Raw genomic sequence first — 21,963 nt, forward strand, 5'->3', positions numbered from 1 at the left:
CCTGCTGGGGGCGCGTTGACACCGCATGTACCCGCGGCGGGGGGGTGGGGGTATTCCCCCCGCACCACCCGTCCGCTTCTGTGCGCCCGTCAACCCCACCCGCCGCGTCAGCCCTCCACCCCGTCGCCATCCCCGTCGCCGTGACAGATTCCGCACCAAAATCCGAGATCAAGGCGCGGAATTCGCGACGGCGGCGGCGGTTCTTCGTCGAGTGATGCGGAATCTGCCACGGCGCCGGCGGGCGGCGCTCACGGCAGCCGCGCCCGTGGCGCACGAGAACGGCCTCCCCGCGGGGAGGCCGTTCTCGTGCGTGCGCCTATTCCCGTTGCCAGGCGAGCACGGCTCGCTGCAGCAGCACGAAGATCAGCAGGATGCCGCCCGTGATGATCGTCGTCGCCTCCGGCGGGATGCCGCCGTCGCGCGTGATCAGGACGTTCATCAGGCCGAGCACGAGCGCGCCGACGACGGAGCCGAGCACGAAGCCGGCGCCGCCCGTCAGCAGCGTGCCGCCGATCACGACCGCAGCGATCGCATCGAGCTCCCAGCCGATGCCCGTGATGTTCTGGGCACTGCCGAGGCGCGCCGTGTACAGCACGGCCGCGAGGCCGGCAAGGGTTCCGCTGATGACGTAGACCCAGATCTTCGTCCTGGCGACCGGCAGGCCCATCAGCAGCGCCGACTGCTCGGAGCCGCCGATCGCGTACACCGTGCGGCCCGTGCGGGTGCGGTGCAGGATGACGAATGCGATCAGCACGACGATGATCGCGATGAACACGCTCGGCGTGACCGTGAAGTCGTTGACCTTCGGCCCGTCGATGATCTTGATCTTGGTCGAGAGCAGGCTCAGCGCGCCCTCGTTCTCGAGCCGCTCGGGCGTCGTGCTCATGATCGAGGCGAGCCCGCGGCCCAGGAACATCATCGCGAGCGTCGCGATGAACGGCTGCACGTCGAAGTACTGGATCAGGATGCCCGAGATCGCGCCGAAGGCCGAGCCGATCAGGACCATCGTGACCATCGCGATCCACGGGTTCCACCCCGCGTTGATCAGGATCACGCCCGCCACGCTGCTGCAGGCCACCACGGCCCCGACAGAGAGGTCGATGCCGCCCGTGACGATCACGAACGTGAGCCCGACCGCGAGCAGGATGAGGTGGGAGTTGTTGATCAGCAGGTTCGACAGGGTGTTCGCCTGGAAGATCTGGCCGTAGGCGATCTCGCCGTAGACGAGCATCCCGACGAAGATGACGACGGCGGCGGCCGTCGGCAGCGCATCGAGCCGGTGCGAGAGCCGCTGCCCGAGCTGCCGGATGGCCGAGGGCTTCGGCTGCTGCGCCGGGGTGGGGGTGGTCAGGAGCGAGCTCATGCCGCGACCGCCTCTCGCTTGTTCGGGCGCGCCGTCCGGGCCCGCCGCTTCTGGAACGCCTTCCGCACCCGCTCCGACTGGAGCAGGCACAGCGCAACGATCACGATCGCCTTGAACGCCGGCGTCGCCGCCGAGGGGATGCCGAGGAACACGACGGTCTTGTCGAGGGTCGCGATCAGGATCGCGCCGATCGTCGCGCCCGTGATGCTGAACTTGCCGCCGGCCAGCGACGTGCCGCCGATCACGACCGCGAGGATCGCGTCGAGCTCCAGCAGGTTGCCGGTGCGCGAGACGTCGACCGTCATCACGCTGGCCGTGGCGAAGACGCCCGCGAACCCGGCGAGCACACCGGATGCGATGTACACCGTGAACAGCAGGGCGCGGCGGTTGATGCCCGCCAGCCTCGCGGCTTGGGCGTCCATGCCGATCGCCTCGATCATGAGGCCGAGCGCGCTGCGGCGCACGAGGCCGCCGACGAGGAGGACGATGCCGAGCGCCAGGAGGAACACGACGGGGAGGCCGAGCACGTACCCATTGGCGAACCACTGGTACACGTCGTTGGTCGCCGCCGTGTTCTGTCCGCCCGTGATGACCTTCGCGAGCCCGCGGCCGGCGAGCATCAGCACGAGCGTGCTGATGAACGGCTGCAGGCCGACGACCGAGACGAGCAGGCCGTTCACGGCCCCGAGCGCGCCGCTGACGAGGATCACGAGGAGCAGCGCCGTGAACGCCGCACCCGCCGTGTTGGGCGCGGAGCTCAGGAACTCCATGCCGACGGCGCCGGCGACGGCCATCGTCGAGCCGACCGAGAGGTCGATGCCCTTGGTCGCCACGACCAGGCACATGCCGACGGCGATCATCATGATGGGCGCGGATGCGCGCAGGATGTCGATCGGGTTGCCGACGAGCTGCCCGTCGGCCCCGACGGAGAGCGCGAGGTAGCTCGGGTCGGCTATCAGGTTGATGATCAGCAGGACGACGATGGCGACGATGCCCCAGAAGTACTGCCGTTTGGCGAGGCTCTTCAGCGCCCCGCCGATTCCACGTGGGCTGTCGTTCATGACGCCACCTCCTCGAGGGTCGAGCGGTCGTCGGCGATGATCGTGACGATGTTGTCGGTGGTGGTGCCCGCGCCGCCGGGCAGTTCGGAGATCTTGCGGTGGTCCTTCAGGACCATGATGCGGTCGCTCTGGCGCACGACCTCCTCGAGCTCCGACGAGATGAACACGACGGAGAGGCCGTCGTCGGCGAGGCGCGACACATAGTCGAGGATCTCGGCCTTCGCGCCGATGTCGATGCCGCGCGTCGGCTCGTCGAGGATCAGGATCTCCGGCTCGGTCGCGAGCCAGCGGCCGAGCAGCACCTTCTGCTGGTTGCCTCCGGAGAGCAGCCGGATGGGCCGCTCCGGGTCGGTCGGCCGAACGCCGAGCGCCGAGATGTACTTGTCGACGATCTGGTTCTGCTCGCGCCGCGAGAGCGGCCGCGCCCAGCCCCGCTTCGCCTGAACGGCGAGGATCATGTTCTCGCGCACCGACAGGTCGCGGATGATGCCCTCGTCGCGGCGGTTCTCGCTCGCGAACGCGATGCGCTCGGAGAGCGCCTTCGCCGGGTTCTTGATGTCGGCCTTCCTGCCGTGGAGGCTGATGGTGCCCGTGTCGGACTTATCGGCGCCGTAGATGAGCCGCGCGAGCTCCGTGCGGCCCGAGCCGAGCAGGCCGGCGAGGCCGACGACCTCGCCCTTGCGCAACTCGAAGTCGACCGGTTCGAGAGCCCCCTTGCGGCTCAGTTCGGTGGCGGCGTACACCGGCACGGTGCCGGTGCGCACCTTGCGCGTGTCGCCGACGCCCGCCGTGAGGGCCGAGACCTCCTTGCCGATCATCTCGGCGATGAGCTGCGTGCGGTCGAGGTCGCGCGTCATGTGCTCGCCGACGAACTGGCCGTTGCGCAGCACCGTCATCCGGTCGCTGATCGCGTAGACCTGGTCGAGGAAGTGCGACACGAACAGGATCGCGACGCCCTGGTCGCGCAGGTGCCGGATGACGCCGAACAGCTGCTCGACCTCCGCGGCGTCGAGGCTCGAGGTCGGCTCGTCGAGGATGAGGACCTTGCACTCCTCGACCATCGAGCGGCTGATCGCCACGAGCTGCTGGATCGCGAGCGGCAGCGTCGACAGCGCCTGCTTCGGGTCGAGGTGGCCGAGGCCGAGCTTGTCGAGCACCTCGTGGGCGGCCCTGTGCGTCGCGCGCCAACTGATTCCGAGCGGCCCCCTGATCTCGTTGCCGAGCATCACGTTCTCGCCGATGCTCAGGTTCGTGCAGAGGTTCACCTCCTGGTACACCGTCGAGATCCCGGCGCTCTGCGCGTCGGCGGTTCCGCTGAAGCTGCGCTCCTCCCCGCCGACGACGATCCGGCCGCCGTCGATCTTGTAGACGCCCGTGAGCGCCTTGATGAGCGTCGACTTCCCTGCACCGTTCTCCCCCATCAGGGTGTGGACTTCGCCGGGGAAGAGCCGGAAGCTCACCTCGTCGAGCGCCTTCACACCGGGGAAGGTGATGGAGATGTCGGTCATCTCCACGATTGGACGCGATTCGGGCATCACTGTCTCCACATCTGGTTGCCGCGGTCGCCCGCGAGCGCTCGGGGCGGTGCGGGGGCGCTGGGCCCCCGCACCGCTCATGAGCGCGCTTGTGCTCGGTCGATCAGAACGCGCGGTCCGGGAGGGCCTCTTCGGCCGCCTCGGGCGAGTCGAACGTGGCGCTCTCGACGACGATGCTCGGCTCGACCGTCTCACCGGCGAGCGCCTTCTCGACGACGTCGAGGGCGACGTCGCCGAACAGCGGGTTGTACTCGGCGACGAACGTCAGGTCACCGGCGGCGAGCGCCTCGAGGGCCGACTTCGTGCCGTCGATCGTCGCGATCTTGACGTCCTCACCCGGAACGAGGCCGGCCTCTTCGACGGCCTGCGCGGCGCCGAGACCCATCTCGTCGTTCTGGGCGAACACGAACTGCACGTCGTTGCTGTTCGACTTCAGCACGGTCTCCATGACGCCGCGGGCCTCGTCCTTCGACCAGTTCGCGGTCTGGGCGCCGACCTTCTCGAAGCTGTCGTTGCCGCCGATGACGGCGTCGAAGCCCTCGTTGCGCTCGTTCACGACCGAGACGCCCGCGGGACCCTCGAGGGTGAAGTACTTGGCGCCCTCGGGGAAGGCACCGACGGCCCACTCGGCGACCGCGCCCGAGACCTCGACGTTGTCGGGCGCGATGCGGGTGACGTACATGCTCGTGTCGTCGGGCTCGATGCCGCGGTCGAGCAGCACGACCGGGATCTCGGCCTCCTGTGCGTAGGCGAGCGAGTCCTCCCAGCCCGTGGCCTCGGTGGCCGAGAGCAGGATGATGTCGACGCCCTCGTCGACGAACGACGTGAAGCTGTCGATCTGCGACTTCTGGTCGTTGTTCTGTGCGGGGGCGTACGAGAGGTCGTATCCGGCGTCCTCCGTGAAGGTCTCCTGGATGTTCGTCTCGTTGGCCTCGCGCCACGCGCCCTCGGGGCCGACCGCGACGAAGCCTACCTTGACGAGCTCGCCGTCGCCGCCCCCGCCGGTGGCGCCGGCATCATCGCCGCCCGAGCAGGCGACGAGGCCGACCGACATCGCGCCCACCGCGGCGAGCCCGGCGGCGCGGAAGATGTGCTTGCGTGCAGACATTTCTCTCCTCCTTGAGACCGCCGGATGCCATCATCCGGCGGCGTGAGTCCGACACAGGACCCGTTGCTGATTGCAGAGACGCTGGCGCGTCGTTCCGGCTATGTTACCGGGAACAATTTGTATCACACAACCCGCCCCGGACACGGTTCGGTCACGGCCGGCCCCGCCGCGGGCCGCCCGTTCAGGCCTCGTCGTCGAGGTCGGCCGCGATCATCTCGACGACCGTGTCGACCGTGACTCCCGGCCCGTTGCTCAGCTCACCGATCTTCTCGCGGTCCTTCAGCACGACGATCCGGTCGCTCAGCCGCACGACCTCCTCGAGCTGCGACGAGATGAACACGACCGACATGCCATCGCCGGCCAGGCGCGAGATCCGGCGCTGGATCTCGAGCTTCGCGGCGATGTCGATCCCGCGGGTCGGCTCGTCGAGGATCAGCACGTGGGGGCGTGTGGCCAGGAGGCGCGCCAACATGATCTTCTGCTGGGTTCCGCCCGAGAGCTCGTCGACGGGCCGATCGAGGTCGGCCGCCGTGAGGCGGAGCGCCTCGACCCAGGTGTCGATGATGTCCGCCTGCTCGGCGGGTGCGACCGGATGCGTCCAGCCGCGCATCGCCTGGAGCGCGAGCATCATGTTCTGCCGCCCCGTGAGCCGGCCGATCAGCCCGTCGCCCCGGACGTCCTCGCTCGACATCGCGATGCCGCGGCGCAGGCCGGCACCGGGGCTGCGCAGGTCGATGCGCTCGCCGTCGAGCCACAGCTCGCCGGCGTCGGCCCTGTCGATGCCGGCGAGCAGCCGCGCGAGCTCGGTGCGCCCCGATCCGCGCAGGCCCGCGAAGCCCACGATCTCGCCCGCCGGGAGCTCGACATCGGTGGCATCGAGCACCCCGCGCCTGCCCAGGCCGTCGGCGCGCAGTCGCGCCTCCCCCTCGCTCGGATAGGAGTGCTCGAGGCGCTCGGAGCGCAGGGCGCGCAGCGCATCGATGTCGCCGCCGACCATCTTCGACACGAGGTCGGAGCGATCGATCTCCTCGGCGAGGTACTCCGCGACCACGCGGCCGCCGCGCAATACCGTCATCCGGTCGCTCACCGCGAGAACGTGCTCGAGGAAGTGCGAGATGAACAGGATCGCGACGCCGCGGTCGCGCAGCCGCCGCACGACGTCGAGCAGGCGCCGCGCCTCGGCGGCATCGAGGCTCGACGTCGGCTCGTCGAGGATCAGCACGCGCGGGTCGAGCACGAGGGCGCGCGCGACGGCGACGAGCTGCTTCACGGCCGGCGACAGGCGGGCGAGGCGCGTGCTCGGGTCGACGTCGTCGAGGCCGAGCTTGGCGAGCACATCGCGGGCGCGGGCGCGGTTGCGCTTCCAGTCGATGCCGAACGCGCCCCGGGCCTCGTCGCCGAGCACGATGTTCTCGGTGACGGTGAGGTGCGGGAGCAGGTGCGACTCCTGGAACACCGTGGCGATGCCGTCCGCCCTGCTCTGCGCGACTCCCGCCGGCACCCACGGCTCGCCGCCGAGGCGCACGGTGCCCGCGCTCATCGGGTACGTGCCGGTCAGCGCCCCGATCAGGGTCGATTTGCCCGCGCCGTTCTCGCCCATCACGGCGTGCACCTCGCCGGCGCGCAGCGTGAGGTCGACGCCGTCGAGCACGCGCACGTCGCCGAACTCGACCGTGATGCCGCGCATCTCGACCAGGGGCGCCGCCTCGCTCATCACCGGCCTCCCCTGGGCGCCGACGTCGAGGAGCGCACGACGAGCTCGGGTTGGATCCGCGTGACGTTCGGGATGTCGCGCCGCTCGATCGCGGCGCGGAGCATGTCGACCGCCGCGGCCCCGAGGCTCGCGAAGTTCTGCTGCACCGTCGTCAGCGGCGGGAGCGCGTGGGCGGCGAGGCTGACGCCGTCGAAGCCGACGACGCTGATGTCGTCGGGCACCGAGATGCCCCGTTCGTGGAAGCCGTGGATGAGGCCGATCGCCATGTCGTCGTTCGCGACGAAGACGCCCGTATAGTCGGGCAGCCCTCGCAGCCCCCGCGCATAGTCGTAGGCGAAGTCGGCCGACCAGTCGCCCACGACGATGGGCCGCTCGCGCATCCCCCACTCCTTCGCGCGGGCGTGGAAGGCGCGCTCGCGCGCGCGGGCGTCGAGCCAGTCGAGCGGGCCCGCGAGGTGCAGCACGTCGCGGTGGCCGAGCGAGACGAGGTGGTCGACCGCGAGGGCGGCGCCGGCGTGCTGGTCGATCGAGATCGTGAGGAACGTCGGGTCCTTGTCTGGCTTGACGACGAGCACCGGCACCGCGATGGCGATCTTCCGGATGGTCGCGAGCGACGACGAACGGGGCGCCACGATGCAGAGCGCGTCGATTCCCTGCCCCGTGAGGTGCTCGATCGCGTCCTGCGGCGTCACCTCGTCGCCGCCGTGCAGCGCAATCGAGTCGACGGAGTAGCCGGAGGTGCGGGCCGCGAACTCGAGGGCCCTGAGGATGCTGGTCGGGCCGTACGAAGCGGCGCTCTCGACGAGCACGCCGATCCGGCGCGTGCGCTGGGTCGCGAGGGCCCTCGCCGCCTGGTTCGGGCGGTAGCCGAGCTCGTCGATCACGTCGAGCACGCGCTTGCGCGTGGCCTCCTTGATGTGCGGGTAGTCGTTCATGACCCGCGAGACCGTCATGTGGGACACGCCGGCGATCTCGGCGACCTGCCGGATGTTCGGCCGCTCGGCGCTCGTGCCTGCCACGTGGCTCCTCCCTGATGCGCGCCGGTCGGCGCGCCCGCGCGCACGGCGCGGTCGTCTCAGATTAGCGATCGCGCCCGCGCGGCGTCGCCCGCCGCCCCGGCGCGCGGCGACGCCGCACGCCGTCGGGAGGAGCGCTCCTCCCGCCGGCGCGCGGCGTGCGGACCCGGATCAGCGGCAGGATGCCGCCGGATATCCGGCGGCGGCCGTCGCCGCACCGACCGTCGCGGTCGCCTCACCCGCCGCGACCTCGGGCAGCCGCGTCGAGAACGCTGCCGTCCGGCTCGCGCCGGGCGCGACGCGCACGCTCTCGCGCTCGCCGAACTCGGTCGCGATCGAGGCCGAGACGGCCTCGTCGCCGGTGTTCGACACCGTCACGGCGAGCACGACGCTGCCGGCGACGCAGCGCGTCGCGGCCGTCGCCTCGACGGGGGCTCCCCCGAGGTCGACAGCCGCCGACTCGGAGGCGGCGACGAGGCCGTCCCTGTACCCGTCGTAGCGGGCGGTCACCGAGGCGACGCCCTCCGGGACCTCGACGCTCGCCGCGCCCGCCGAGAGCGCGACCTGCTCGCTCCATCCGGAACCGGAGAACGTCACGGTGCCCGCGACCTCGCCGCCGTCGGTCGCAGACACGGCGGCCTCGAGCGTGCGCCCATCCGCCGACAGCGCGGTCTCGGAAGCGACCGCCTCGATGTCGCTCCACGAGTGCATGGCGTCGAGCACCTGCTGCGGGGCGCTGACGAACGAGCCGTGGCGGGGGCTCGCGGGCAGCCCGTCGGTGCGCGGCGTCCAGCCCTCGCGCTGCGAGAGTCGGTCGCCCTGCGAGCTCGAAGCGATCGCCTCGCCGCTCGTCACGAACGCCCGGTAGCCGCCGGCGCTGTAGTTGTCGACGAGGAACACGTATCCGTCACCCGCCGAGGCGTTGTTCGGGTCGCCCTCGTTGAGCTCCGCGATCTGCGGGCCCTCGCCGTGGTGACCCGTGACGGAGTTCGTCATGGCGGTGTCGACGAGCTGCCACGTCTGCTCGGGGTCGGCGTTCCAATCGCTCGCCGCCGTCGGCGCCGTGAGCACCTTCGAGCGCTCGAGGAAGATGTCCTTGCCGCGCTCGAGGCCGTCGGCGGCGCCGCCGTCCTCGTTCTTCGTGAAGCGGTAGTAGTAGTCGCCGATCTTCTGCACCGTCGAGTCGATGCGCGCGAATCCCGTGTCCTGCCACGTCGCCGGCGGCGACGAGAAGGTGCGGAAATCACGCGTGACGACGGCGAACATCTTCGCGTACATGTCGCCCGTCGTGTGCTCGACGTCGTCGTAGAGGCGCGAGGCGAAGAACACCACGTACGACTGCAGCTCGTCGTCCCAGTACGCCTCGGGCGCCCAGGTCATCCCGGCCTCGGGCTGGTTGACCGTGATCCCGCCGTTGCCGTCGCCGTTCGTGCGCTCCCAGTGGACCATGTCGGTCGACTCCCAGAAGTTGATCTTCAGGCTGCCGGCGCTCTGCGCATCGCCCCAGCTCGTGCCGCACCCGATGCAGAGGTCGGTCGCGATCATGTAGTACTTGCCGCCGTCGTGCGAGCGCAGGATGTAGGGGTCGCGATGCCCCGTCGTGTCCTCCGCGTTGTCGACGACGGGCTGACCGCCGTTCACCTCCTCGAACGTGAAGAAGTCGTTCTCCGTCGTCGCCGCGCTGTAGATGCGCTCGTCGCCGTCCGACTTGAAGTAGGCCGCGGCGTAGCCCGCGTCGGGTGCCGTGCGCGCCCGCTCCGCCACGGTCACGACGAACTCGCGCGTCTCGGTCCGGCCGCCGAGCGACGCCGTCGCCGTCAACGTCACCTCGACGTCGCCCTCACCGTACGCGGGCCTGGTGACGATGCCGCCGCCCGCGTACGGGTCGGCCATGCCGACCTCCGGCACCGCGTAGGCGGCGTCGGTGCCCGTGACGACATCCGGGTCGGACGAGGCCCACGTGATGGAGGCGCCCTCCTCGGGGCCCTCGACGACGAGCGGGAGGTTCTCCGTCGTAACAGGAGACAGGTCGATGGCCTCGAGATCCGCTGAGACCGACGGTGCGAGCACCGTCACCTCGAACGCGAGCTCGGCACCGGACGCGGTCACGGCCGTGAGCGTGACCACCGTGTCCTCCGCGATCTCGCGCGAGACCGTGCCGTCGAGCGCGACGACCGCCTCGTCGGACGACGACCAGGCCAGCGCGACCCCGTTCAGCTCGCCCGGGAGCGACAGCGGCTCGGTCACGCGGTCGAGCGCGGGGTTGGCCCCGAGCATGGCGCGCTCGATGTCGAAGCTCAGCAGGCCCTCGTCGGACGCCTGCTTCTGCTCGGCCGTCGGCTGCGACGCACGCAGCTGCTCGGCCGTGAGCGCCTCGTCCCAGAACTTGACGTCGGTGACGTCGGCCTCGAGCAGCTGGTCGGGCGCGTAGAGCGAGCGGCCGAGGTAGCCGAGCACGTCGCCGGACGGTACGATGTCGCTCATCGCGTAGGGGTGCGTCCCTGTCGAGATCTGCTCGCCGTCGACGTAGACCGTGAGCGCATCGCCGGAGCCGACCATCGTGATGGTGGCGAAGCCCGAGCCGATGCCGCCCCCGGCGGGCAGGCGGACCTCGCCGTTGCCGTCGCCCGTCTTGACCCGGATGCCCGAGAGCACCTGGGACGCGTAGCCGGACTGGGCGCTGCGCGGGTTGACGAAGACGTGGTCGCCGAGCTCGGTCGAGTTCCAGGCCCCGACGCCGTCGCCGATGACCCAGCCGAACTGGTTGCGATCGAGCTCGGTCGCCACCGTGTACTCGACCGTGAAGTCGTTGTCGGCTCCGGTCACGAGCCCCTGCGGCAGAGCCGCGTACGCGTCGCCCGCGAAGCGGAGGACGTCGTCGCCCGCCGCGGAGACGAAGCTCGTGTCGGTGGTGCCCGTCAGAACCGCGTCGCGCCCGTTGCCGGACACGTCGATGAGGGTCTCGCCCGAGTGCGACATGTCATAGTGCGCCGTCGGTGCGGGAACGTCGACGGCATGCGCCGCCGCGGCGCCGAATGCGCCGAGCGGTACGGCCAGCGCGCACGACAGCAGCGCGGCCACGCCGCGCCGGCGGCGCCGGATGGTCGGCGCCGCATCGGCGCCGGGTGAGCGGGTGGTCATGGGGTGTGCTCCTCTGCGGAATGGTGGGAGGGGAGGGGCGCAGCGGCGCCCCTCCCCCGGTGCGGGGATCAGCCGCAGGACGACGCCGCATACGGCGCCGCGACAGTCTCGTCGCCGACGGTCACGACCGCCTCGCCCGCGGCGATCTCCGCCGCGCGCGTCGTGAACGACTTCGTGACGCTCGTGCCGGCGCCGACCCTGACCTCGGGCCGTTCGCCGAACTCGGTCGCAATCGTCGCTGTGGCGGCGTCGGCCCCGGCGTTCTCGACGGTTACGGCAAGGACGTTCCTGCCCGCGACGCAGCGGGTCGCCGCGTCGGCCGTGATCTCGGCGGCCTCGGTCACGTCGACCGTGACGGTCACGGTCTCGTTCGCCACCTCCTCGTGCGATTCCATGTCCATGACCGGCATGCCCTCCGCGTCGAAGTGCACGCGGCGCACGAACATGTCGCGGCCGGTGAGGCCGTTGTGATCGGTGCGGGCGTGGAAGACGTAGATCAGGTTGCCGTCCTCGTCCTCCGACCACATGCCGTGCCCGGTGCCGAGCTGCCACTCGCCGTCGTAAATGCCCGACTTCTGCAGCGGGTAGTTCAGCTTCTGCCACGACGCGGGGTCGGTCAGGTCGCTGCCCGCGGCATCCGCCGTCGCGAGGCCCGTCGTGTACGTGTCACCGACGCTCGACCCGGAGTAGATCATGAGCAGCTTGCCGCCGCGCGTATGCACGTTCGGGCCCTCGGCGCAGACGTTGTCCCACGCGTACTCCGGCTCGATGATCATCACGGGATCGGTCGTGATGCGCGTCGGATCGGTCGGGTCGACCTTCGCGATCCACGTCGCGCACACCTGCTGCCACGCGTAGTACGCCTGGCCGTCCGCGTCCGTGAAGAACGTCATGTCGAGCGAGATCCCGGAGACGGCGTTCAGGTCGCTGCCGTCCGCACGCGTGACGTGCTCGGGCGTCGACCAGTTCTCGGGCACCATCGGGTCGAGGTCGTTGCCCTCCGCGTCCTGCGCGAGCTGCATGATCGATGCGCGGCCGGTCATGTAGTCGGGCGAGGCGTTGTAGCAGGGCATGAACAGGATCGACAGCCTGCCGTCGATCTCGTGCAGTTCGGGTGCCCAGAAGCACCCGGTCATCTCGCCGCCGTGCGCGTCGACGTCGCCGCGGTCGAGCAGGTGCACCTCTTCCGCGCCCGCCTCGTCCGAGAGGCCCGCCAGCGTGTCCGACGAACGGATCGGCAGGAACGCCGCACCGCGCTGATTGACGACATCCGAATTGGGGTCGTTCGTCGCGACCATCAGGTAGCGCGTCTCGCCGTTCGCGGTGTACTTGTACGCCGAGGGGTCGGCGCGCTCGTCGGCGAAGGGCGTCGGGTAGTCGGCGCGCTTGACCGTCGTGGTCGCCTCGTAGGTGCCCGGTGTGGTCGTGTCGACCCCCGAGAGGTCCCACTCGTTCAGCGGCAGCTCGCGCGTCGAGCCGTCGGAGTACTCGAGCTCGACCGTGCCAGGCAGGTCGCCCTGCGCCACGTCGGAGCCGGCGGCCACCGACACGTCGTCGAACGCGGTGTGGCCCGTGTTCACGACGCGGCCGAAGCGCTGCTCCAGCCCGTCGGCCGTGCTCTGCGGGATCGTGAGCTCGACGCCCGCGGCGAAGTCCTCGATGCCGGTGCCGGATGCCTCGGTCGTGCCGGTGGCGCGGCCGCTGGCCGACGTGCCCGTGGCGTCGCCGCCGACGGCGGCGACGATGTCGTCGAACGTCTGGTGGCGCTCGGCGCCCGAGTCAGTCGTCCACGAGACGCGATACACGTCGTCGGCCGTGTCGTAGACGGCGCTCGGCCGGTTCACGCCGCCCGCCTCGTCGAGCTCGAGCAGGCCGATCTCGTCGTAGCTGCGCAGGTCGCTCGAGGTGGCCACCAGGACCGAGTCGGTCTGCGTGCCGTCGGCGCCGCCGCCGCGTGCGATGCGGGTGCCGACGATGCCGTAGCCGCCGGGCATCGCGAAGACGGCGGGGTCCTTGAGGCTCCGGATGAGCGCCGAGCTCGGCCCCGCGGCCGGCAGCGGCGCCGAGGTCTTCGGGAAGAAGATGCCGTAGTTCTCGTTCAGCGGCGCCCACGCGTCGCCATCGGCGAGCGCGAGGTGCATGCTGTACGCGACGTCGGCGTTGTTCGCCTCCTGCTCGCTCGTGGGCGTGCGGTGGTAGGCGGCCAGGCGTGCGGCACCGGATGCCGGGAGCACCGAGACGTCGAAGGTCTTGGAGACCGCGACATCCGGGGCGCTTTCGCGGGCGACCTCGACTGTGACGGTCGCGTCGGCGGTCTGGTCGCCGTCGAGGCGCAGCGCGTCGCCGTCGAGCGCGGCCCCCGTCGCCGAGACGGGTGTGACGACGACGCCATCCGGTGCCGCCGGCAGGCTCGCGCCGTCGGCGAGCACGGCGGGAACCGCGTAGCGCTCGGCCGCGAGCGCCGCGCGCTCCTCGGCCGTCGCGGTCGACGGCTGCACGACGACCTCGTAGTCGGCCGTCGCAGAGATGCCGCGGACGGTCGCGGTCGCGGTCAGGGCGACCGTCACCGGGTCGGCTCCCTGCTCGGGCTGCGTGACGCGGCCGTCCGCAGAGATCACCGACTCGTCGCTGCTCGTCCAGCGCACCTGGCCGTCGGCCGTCGGGAGCGCCAGATAGTCGCTCTCGACGGCGTCGGGGAGCGCCCCGATGTCGTCGAGCAGGCCCTGAGCGTGCGCGAGGATCTCGTCGTGGTTCAGCTCGGCGTCGGCCGCGCTCTCCGTGGCGATCTCCTCGGCCGTCAGCGCGCGGTCGTACACGCGGAACGCCGAGACCTCGCCCGCGAACAGCGGGTCGGGCCAGGGCGAGCGACCGATCGTGTTGAACGACTGGTCGGTGATCGATGCGGGCGTCAGCGACGTGCTCGTCTGCCCGGTGAGCTCGCCGTCGACGTAGAACGACAGGGTGCCCGCCGCGCCGTCGAGGCTCGCCGTGACCGAGTGCCAGCGGTCGGCCTCGAGGTTCTTGCTCGACGGCGCGTTCGACTCGGCGCCGCTGGAGCCGGTCGTGATCGCGGTGCGTGCGGCGTCTCTCGCAGAGGCGAAGAAGTAGTGGTCGGTGTCGTTCTCGGCGCCGATGTTCCAGAGGAAGTTGTAGACGCTCTTCATCGACTCGTCGATCTTGACCTCGGTGGTGATCGTCGCCGAGTCCGCGCCCTGGAGCAGGTCGTTCGGCAGCCGCACCCAATTGCCGGTGCCGCCCTTCGCGCCGCCCGTCAGCTCGAGCGAGCTGCCCGTCCACTGCGCGTCGGCGGCGTTCTGCACGACGGCGGGTTCGCCGCCGGCGGCGTCTGCCACCTCGGCGCCCGTGGCCTGGGTGAACTCGTAGTCGACCACGGGCGCGCCGCCCTCGGCGGCCGTCGCCGTCTGCGACACGGGCAGCAGTAGTGCCGCCGTGACGGCGCACGCGGCGCCCAGCGCGAGCGGGCGCCTTCGCCCGCCGCGCGGCGGAGCCGCACCGTTCGATGTTCGGATGTCCATACGCATCTCTCCTGTCGTGGGGTGGGCGGGGCGGCGCACGCGACGTGCGCCGCCCCGGAGGGGGATCAGCCGCAATCGGCTGCGGGATAGACGGCGGTGACGGCGTTCCCGTCGACCGTGACGGCGATCTCGCCGGCGGGGATGTCGGCGGCGCGCGTCGAGAAGCTCACGCTGCGGTCACCGCCCGAGGGGATCGTCACGCCGGTGCGCTCGCCGTACTCCGTCGACACATCCGCGGAGACGCGGGCGTCGCCCGTGTTGGTCACGGTCGCGACCAGCACGTTCTTCCCCGCGACGCAGCGCGTCGCCGTGTCGACCTCGACGGCGGGCGCCTCGGTCACCGTGACGCTCGCCTCGACGGGCCGACGCGAGTCGTCCTGCGCGACGCCGGCGACCGTGAAGGTCCCTGCCTCGGCGTACGCCGACGCGGGCACCTCGTCCCAGACGACGCTCGCGTCCTCCTCGGCGCCGGAGGCCTTCTTCAGGCTCACCGTCTCCGGCAGGGCCGGAGCGGTGCCGGCCGGCGTCTCGACCGCGACATCTGCGACCTCCGCGACCGCGACATCCGGGGCGTAGGCGGCGAGCACGGTCTCGTACTGCTCGCGTGTGACCGGGACGATCGTGCCGTGTCGCGGCATGCCGCCGTCCGTGTTCTGCGGGAACTGCGGCTCGGGCATCTCGTCGCCGATGACCTGCCAGGCCGACGCGTCCGTGATGTCGCCCGTCGCCATCGGCACGTAGTGGTTCGGGCCGCCGTGGTAGTTCGGCTGGTCGGCGAACAGGTAGTACTCGTACCCGTTCACGTCGCCTTCGTTGGCGGGGAACAGCGACGGCCCCTCGCCCTCGGCCCACGTGCCGCCGTAGCCGTTCGGCTGGCCGGCGCCGAGGTGCACGCCCTGCTCGACCCACTCATCGGCAGCGCCCGTCGTCGCGGGGTAGCTGCCCTCGACCGTGGCGAGGAGATCCGACGAGACCTCCTGGCGCAGAGACATGTCCTTCTCGTCCTTGTAGACGCGGTAGTAGTCACCCTCGTGCTGCGTGACGCTGACGTCGATCGAGCCCGCGCCCGCCTGGCCGCGGCGGTCGACGTCGATCCAGACCTGCGGCTCCGAGAACGTGACGAAGTCGTCTGTCGTGACGTACATCATCCGGTTGTAGTTCGGCGTCGTGCGGTCGGCCGGGTCGGTCGTCTCGTAGAGGTTCGACGCCCAGTAGACGACATAGGTCTCGCGCTCGGCGTCCCAGAACGCCTCCGGGGCCCAGGTGTTGCCGGCGTAGGGGGTGTTCACCTCGACGTGGCGCTGATCCGACCAGGTGACGAGGTCGCTCGACTCCCAGATCTCGATGCCGAGCGAACCGTGCGTCTGCGCGCCCGTGAAGCCGCCGGGGCGGCCGTCGATCTTCAGGTCGGTCGCGAGCATGTAGAAGGTGTCGCCGTCAGGCGAGCGCAGGATGAACGGGTCGCGCAGGCCCTCCTCGCCGAGCGTCGACTCGAAGAGCGGCTCGCCGCCGTTGAGCGTGTTCCAGTCGAGCGCGTCGTTGCCCTTCGAGGCGGCGAGGCTGATCTTCTCGCCGCCGACGCCCTCGCCCGTGAAGAAGGCCCAGACGTACGCCTCGTCGTCGCCCCGGTCGGCGGGCATCGGCTGGATCGCGACGGTGAACTGCCGCGCATCGGCCGCCGTGCCGGATGACACGGTCGCCTCGAGCACGATCTCGACCGCTCCCTCGCCCGCCGCGGGGCGCGTTACGTCGACCGTGACGCTCGTGTCGTTCACACCGTCCGAGATCGTGGCGGTGCCAGCGCCGGACGCGACCCGCCAGGCGATGTCGGAACCGAACTCGCCGGATGTCGGGAGCGAGAAGCTGCCGCGCATGGCATCGGCGTTCGCGATCCCGATCGCGTCAGCGTCGCGCGCCACCCTCAGCTCGTCCGTGACCTCCGGGACGGTGACCGTGACGGCGGCCGTCACGCTCGGGTCGCCGTCCGCGGCGGCCGTGATCGTCGTCGTGCCCGGCGCGACCGCCGTCACGGCACCGCCCGTGACGGTCGCGACCGCCTCATCGGCGCTCGACCACGAGACGGTGCCCTCGGCGCCCTCCGGGGCGACGGTCGCGGAAAGCTGCGTCGTCTCATCCGGCCACAGCTCGACGGCGCCGTCGGCGACGGCGTCGCCCGTGATCGCCACGGACTCCGGCGCCGGCAGACCCAGCTGCGCTGACGTGAGCGCGGCGTCGTAGATCGTGACGTTGTCGAGGAGCCCCGCGAAGTACTCGCCGCCGCCCCAGTTCGCCTTGCCGAGCTGCAGGATGCCGCCGTCGCCGAGGATCTCGGTGAGCGCGGGGCCGTTGCTGTTCGCGTCGACGAGCTGCCGGTCGACGTAGAGCTTCGCGGTGTCTCCGTCGAGCACGAGGTCGACGTGGCGCCAGCCGTCCTGCAGGCCCGACGCCGCGAGGTTGCCCGTGGTGTCGCGCCCGCCCGTGTTGTCGTAGCGCTCGAACGTGATGCCCGTCGACCTGTCGAGGAAGCCGATGTAGTGCTCCTCGCCACCGGTCGGCGGGTCGGCCGTCTCCGCCGCGAACAGCGTCCATCCGGTGTTCCCGGACGCGGCGGGGCGCGAGTCGTACGAGATCGTCACCTGGTCGCGACCGGCGAGGAGCGCCCCGCCATCGGTGCCCGTCACGTCGAGCCAGAACGCGCTGCCGAGCTGGGCGGCGGTGCCGTGACCCTCCTGGCTCGGGGCGAGCGCGGCGGTGCCGTGCACCTCGGCCGTCGCCTCGCCGGAGACGAAGGCGCCGCCCGTCGGCTCCTCGTCGAACGTGAACTGCGCGATCGGCTCGGGCGGCGCCTCGGCCGCGCCCGCGGAGAGCGGAACCGCCATCGCGGCAACGGTCGCGGCGCTGGCGAGCGCGCCGGCGGCCGTGATGATCCTGCGTCTTCTGCTGTGCATGGTGTCTTCCTCGACTTCTCTTCTCGGGTGGGGGGCGCCCGCGGCGGCGGGCAGCGGCGGACGACGTCTCGCGGCTCAGCGGATGACGACGAGCCACAGCGCGAACAGGCCGACCGCGACGACGCCGGTTCCGGCGAAGGCCAGCGCGGCGGTCGGCACGGCGCCCGCGGAGCGATCGGGTTCGTGGCCGCTGCCGTTGCCGCCGGGGCCGTGGTCGCCCTGACCGTGGCCGTTGTTCCCGTTGTTCCCGTTGTTCCCGTGGCCGCTGTTTCCGTTGTTGCCGCTGTTTCCGTGGCCGCTGTTTCCGTTGTTGCCGCTGTTTCCGTGGCCATTGTTTCCGTTGTTGCCGCTGTTTCCGTGGCCGTTGTTCCCGCGGTCGTCGTCGGGGTCCTCGCCCTGGTCGCCGTCCGTGCCGGAATCGTCGAGCTCGGTGATCGTCACGTGCACGGCCACGTCGTCGGAGATCTCGCTGTCGGCGGCCGCGACGGCCGCGCCCGGCGCCGACAGCAGCATCGCGGTGAGCGCGATCGCACCGAGGCCGGCACAGGCGAGCGTGCCGGGGGTCCCCGGCGCCGCGGAACGGCGGCCTTCCTCGCGCGCCTGCTGCAGCATCGTCTGCAGCCGGCGCCTGCCGCGACGGCGGTTCCACGTGGCCGCGATCACGATGAGGGCGAGCGCGAGCAGCAGCAGCAGCTGTGCCCACGGGATCGCCCAGGTGTGCACGTCGGCGGAGACGGCGGGCGCCGCTGTCTCCGCCCCGTCCATCGTCGTCGCGACCGGAATCACCTCGATGCTCCCGGTCGCCCAGACCGTCGGCCACACACCGTCGACGTCGTACGCGACCTCGCGGGTGTCTCCGGGGAGGAGCTCGATCCGTGCGCCGTCAGCGGGGACAGCGGCCTCGCCCGTGCCGATAGAGGCCACGCCCGTCACCGAGAGCCGCACGTTTCCATCGTTGGAGATGGTCACGGCTCCGCTCGCGCTGCCGGGGCGGAACGGGTTCCACGAACCGTGGTACTCGACCGCGGCCTCACCGACCGTCAGCACCGGCGTGACCTCGCCGGCGACGCGTGTGATCACCTTGACGCCGACGCGGCTCTCGACCCCGAGGCTCGTGCCGTCGCCCGCCGACTGCGTCGTGGTGAACGATGCCGCGATCCCCGCCGGGTGGTCGCCGGGCTCTGCCCGTTCCGGCACCGTGATCTCGAACGGCACGGCCGCCGTCTCCCCGGCGCCGACCGTGACCTCGTCCGGGATCGAGATCCAGGTGCCGGCGTCGACGGACTCCTCGCCGGTGGGGAGCATGTCGAACTTGCCGCCGACGGTGGTGAAGCCGTCGGCAGCGGAGAGTCGGAACGTCTGCTCGCTGCCGCTGAGGTTCCGCACGGCGATATGGTCGACGATGCTCGCCCCCGGGTCGAGCTCGTGCTGGATCGACACGCGATCATCCGGGCCCGACGCGGTCGCCGGGGTCACCGACCAGCGCACGTCTTCGTCGGCCGCGTGCGCCGGTGCGGCGATGAGCGCGCCGACGAGGCCGGCGAAAGCGGCGACGGCGGCGGCGAGGACGCGCATGCGCCGAGGGTGCTGTGCTGCGAAGGGAGCCATGTGAAGGTGCATTCCTGTGTCGGAACGGGTGAATCATCCTCTGCCGAGGTCGGCGGCCGGGTGCCGGGTACGGTGCGCCCGGCCGCCTGTTCGTGCGCTCGGCGGCGCGCGGCGCCGAGGTCGGTCGCACGGCCGGAGCCGCGACCGCCGTGGCACCGCGCGGTCTCGGCTCAGTACGTGTCTTCGAACAGAGACAGCGTCACGGTCGAGCTGTACGCGCCGCTCGCGACGTCGTTGGGGGTCTTCAGCCGCAGGTCCGCGTTCGCGGTCCACTCGCCGTTGGCCGCCTGCGACTCACCGGAGTCCAGTGCGAGCTGGAGCAGCTCCTGGCCCGACAGACCGCCGGTGTAACCCGACTCGTCGAGGGCCGTGCCGACCTCCTCGCCGGGCGCGACCTCGCCGTTGCCCTCGGTGACGAGCGCCGGCGACCAGCCGAGGTGGTCGGGCGTGATCGGCGCCTGGCCGGCGTCGCCCGTGAAATCGCTCGCCTGACCCGTGACGTACCAGTACACGCCCTCGGGCACGTCCGACCGGGTGTCCGTCACCGTGACGTTCGGCAGGGTCCCCGTGAACTCTCGGTAGTCGGCGGAGGCACCCTCCACCTCGGTCAGCGTCGACGAGTCCGACGCGACGCTGAGCGAGAGCGCGCCCGCGCTCTGCTCCTCGATCGACACGTTCACGTCGACGGCGTCGTTCCCGACTTCCTCGGCGAGGGCTGCGCCGCCCACGCCCACGAGCACGAGCCCGCCGACGGCGCCCACGGCTGTGCGGGCGAGCGCGGCTCGGTTCATCCGGATCATCGTTGTCTCCATTCCTCGGCGTCTGTGCCGATGGGTACTGCGGCAGTGCCGCTCCTCACGTACCGGGCGTGGGGTGGCACCCGGCGGGTCGGCACCCGTTCGCGCCAGCGCACCTCCGACGACGGAGAGCGCGATCACCTCACGGGGTGAGGGTCACGTGGGCACCGTCGCCGCAGGCCGACTGTCGTCGTCTGGGGGCCTTCTCCCGGGAACGATAGCGTGTTATGTTACCGGGAACAAGCAGGAGTTCCGGCCCGCACGGCGCCGTGCCGCCGGGGCCGGGCCGTGCGCGGACGCCGATCCGTTCGGCCCGTTCGACCACCAGCGAAGGAGCTGTCGTGCTGCCCTATCCACCCGCTTCGCGTTCCGCCGTCCGACGCCTCGCGCGCCGCGCATCCGGTGCCCTCCTGGCGGTCGCGGTCCTCGTCGGCGGCGCACCGGTCGCCGCTCAGGCGGTCGAACCCCCGCGCCCGCAGACCGACGCGCACATCCAGGAGCAGGACATCGTGGACGCCGAAACCCCCTTCGGCTATCTGATGGTGCACTTCATCGAGGACAGCGACGGCTACGCCGAGAAGATCTACCTCGACGTCTCGCGGGGCGACGACCCCGAGCAGTGGGACCCGTTGAACGGAGGCGAGCCCATCCTGGCCTCCGACCTCGGCACGACGGGCGTGCGCGACCCGTACCTGACCTACAGCCCCGAGAGCGACACGTACTACATCATCGCGACCGACCTGCGCGTGTTCGGCGGCGACGGGCGCGATGGCGGCGCGTGCACGGAGTGGTGCCACTGGGCGTCACAGGGCAGCACCAAGCTGAACGTCTGGGAGTCGAAGGACCTCGTGACGTGGAGCGATCTGCGCCAGATCGATGTGGCCACGACGGCCGACAACGCAACGCACGCCGAGCTCGGCATGGCGTGGGCGCCCGAGGCGACCTGGGTCGACGACTACGACGGCGAAGGCGAGGGCGCTTTCGTCGTGTACTGGTCGTCGAACGTGTACGACGACCCCGAGCACACGGGCGACACCTACAGCCGCGTGCTGTGGGGAGCGACGACCGACTTCACGCAGGAGACCTACGAGTACGGCGGCACGCTGGTCGACCAGGGCGCGAATGCGATCGACACCACGATCATCCAGGACGAGGGCACGACCTACCGCATCACGAAGGACAACGGCCTCGGCAAGGGCATCTACATGGAGGCGACCGATGCTGGCGACTGGTGGGCCGACGAGACCTCGTGGTCGATGATCCAGACCGAGATCGGCGCGAGCTGGGCCGGCGGCAACGCCGGCGGCGTCGAAGGCCCCGCCATCTTCAAGCGCCACGACGACGACCACTGGTACCTCTACGTCGATGTGATCCCGTCGATCGGGTACCGCCCGATGGAGACGAGCGACCTCGACGCGGGCTGGACCGAGCTGCACAGCGACGACTTCTTCATGACGCCCAGCACGAAGCACGGCGGAGTGATCTCGCTCACGAAAGGGCAGTACGACCGCATCCGGGGCGCGGACGCGGTCGCGGTTCCGGATGCCGAGCTCGGCTCGTTCGAGGTGGCATCCGGTGCAGACGGGGAGACCGTGCGCGGGGCGCTGCCCGCGACCGCGGACGTCACCCTCGCGTACAGCTTCAGAGACGGCGAGCTTCCGGTCGATTGGGATGTCTCGACGGTCAACACGGCGACATCCGGCACGTATGACGTGACGGGCACGGTCCGCTCGATCGGCGCGAACCTGAACGACTGGGTCGGCGACGGCGGCTCGACCGAGTGGGACGCCGAGGGCAAGGAGCTGTTCAGCTCGACGGCGCTGACAGTGACGGCCGAGGTCGTCGTGGGCGACGCGGCGTCGCTGACCGCGACCGCGGCGACGCGCTGCGCGGCGGGCAAGGCCGTGCTCGCCGTCAGCGTCACGGGCGGCACCGACGCCGAAGCGGTCGTGACCACGCCGTTCGGCGAGCGCACGCTCGAGGTCGACGCCGGTCGGACCACGTCGGTGTCGTTCTCAACGCGTGAACAGTCGATCCCCGCCGGGGAGGTCGAGGCGGCAGCGGGCGCGGCGACCACGACGGCCACCTACCCGGCGAAGGACTGCGGCTGAAGTACTGCGCAGCTCGACGTTGTGA

At 71.0% G+C, this 21,963-nt stretch carries 12 protein-coding genes; 1 reads left to right on the forward strand and 11 read right to left on the reverse strand.

Annotation, left to right across the window (positions count from 1 at the left end):
* Positions 1-316: 316 nt before the first annotated feature.
* The 11 genes from C0010_RS10300 to C0010_RS10350 all read right to left on the reverse strand — a co-directional run bounded on the left by C0010_RS10300 (position 317) and on the right by C0010_RS10350 (position 19,842).
* A complete protein-coding gene (locus C0010_RS10300; RefSeq protein WP_105567004.1) occupies positions 317-1,363 on the reverse strand; it encodes an ABC transporter permease in 1,047 nt (348 codons plus the stop codon).
* Positions 1,360-2,424 carry an ABC transporter permease gene (locus C0010_RS10305; RefSeq protein ID WP_105567005.1) on the reverse strand — a complete coding sequence of 355 codons (1,065 nt, stop codon included), beginning with the start codon at positions 2,422-2,424 and terminating at the stop codon, positions 1,360-1,362. Before C0010_RS10305 ends, C0010_RS10300 begins: the two co-directional genes overlap by 4 nt.
* On the reverse strand, positions 2,421-3,959 hold the full coding sequence (locus C0010_RS10310; RefSeq protein ID WP_105567006.1) for a sugar ABC transporter ATP-binding protein: 1,539 nt from the start codon (positions 3,957-3,959) through the stop codon (positions 2,421-2,423). Before C0010_RS10310 ends, C0010_RS10305 begins: the two co-directional genes overlap by 4 nt.
* 103 nt (positions 3,960-4,062) lie before the next feature.
* The gene (locus C0010_RS10315) at positions 4,063-5,067 is read right to left on the reverse strand and encodes an ABC transporter substrate-binding protein (RefSeq protein WP_105567007.1); all 1,005 of its coding nucleotides are present in this window, start codon (positions 5,065-5,067) and stop codon (positions 4,063-4,065) included.
* Between the two features lie 181 nt (positions 5,068-5,248).
* The gene (locus C0010_RS10320) at positions 5,249-6,781 is read right to left on the reverse strand and encodes a sugar ABC transporter ATP-binding protein (RefSeq protein WP_105567008.1); all 1,533 of its coding nucleotides are present in this window, start codon (positions 6,779-6,781) and stop codon (positions 5,249-5,251) included.
* Positions 6,781-7,800, reverse strand: coding sequence for a LacI family DNA-binding transcriptional regulator (locus C0010_RS10325; protein WP_105567009.1), 1,020 nt, complete (start codon positions 7,798-7,800; stop codon positions 6,781-6,783). Before C0010_RS10325 ends, C0010_RS10320 begins: the two co-directional genes overlap by 1 nt.
* A 168-nt stretch (positions 7,801-7,968) precedes the next feature.
* Positions 7,969-10,938, reverse strand: coding sequence for an immunoglobulin-like domain-containing protein (locus tag C0010_RS10330; protein WP_158685436.1), 2,970 nt, complete (start codon positions 10,936-10,938; stop codon positions 7,969-7,971).
* Between the two features lie 68 nt (positions 10,939-11,006).
* Positions 11,007-14,474, reverse strand: a complete 3,468-nt coding sequence (locus C0010_RS10335; RefSeq protein ID WP_158685438.1) for a family 43 glycosylhydrolase — start codon at positions 14,472-14,474, stop codon at positions 11,007-11,009.
* Between the two features lie 65 nt (positions 14,475-14,539).
* Positions 14,540-17,422, reverse strand: a complete 2,883-nt coding sequence (locus tag C0010_RS10340; RefSeq protein ID WP_105567011.1) for a LamG-like jellyroll fold domain-containing protein — start codon at positions 17,420-17,422, stop codon at positions 14,540-14,542.
* Positions 17,423-17,497: 75 nt separating this feature from the next.
* Positions 17,498-18,997: a WxL protein peptidoglycan domain-containing protein gene (locus C0010_RS10345; protein ID WP_158685440.1), complete on the reverse strand. Its 1,500-nt coding sequence runs from the start codon at positions 18,995-18,997 to the stop codon at positions 17,498-17,500.
* A gap of 203 nt (positions 18,998-19,200) precedes the next feature.
* Entirely contained in the window at positions 19,201-19,842 is a 642-nt protein-coding gene (locus C0010_RS10350) for a hypothetical protein (protein ID WP_158685442.1), read from the reverse strand.
* Between the two features lie 326 nt (positions 19,843-20,168).
* Here C0010_RS10350 and C0010_RS10355 point away from each other — a divergent pair, with 326 nt between their 5' ends.
* Positions 20,169-21,938, forward strand: a complete 1,770-nt coding sequence (locus C0010_RS10355) for a family 43 glycosylhydrolase (protein WP_158685444.1) — start codon at positions 20,169-20,171, stop codon at positions 21,936-21,938.
* Positions 21,939-21,963 lie beyond the last annotated feature (25 nt).

It is taken from the genome of Microbacterium halophytorum (assembly GCF_002970975.1).
Classification (GTDB): Bacteria; Actinomycetota; Actinomycetes; order Actinomycetales; family Microbacteriaceae; genus Microbacterium; species Microbacterium halophytorum.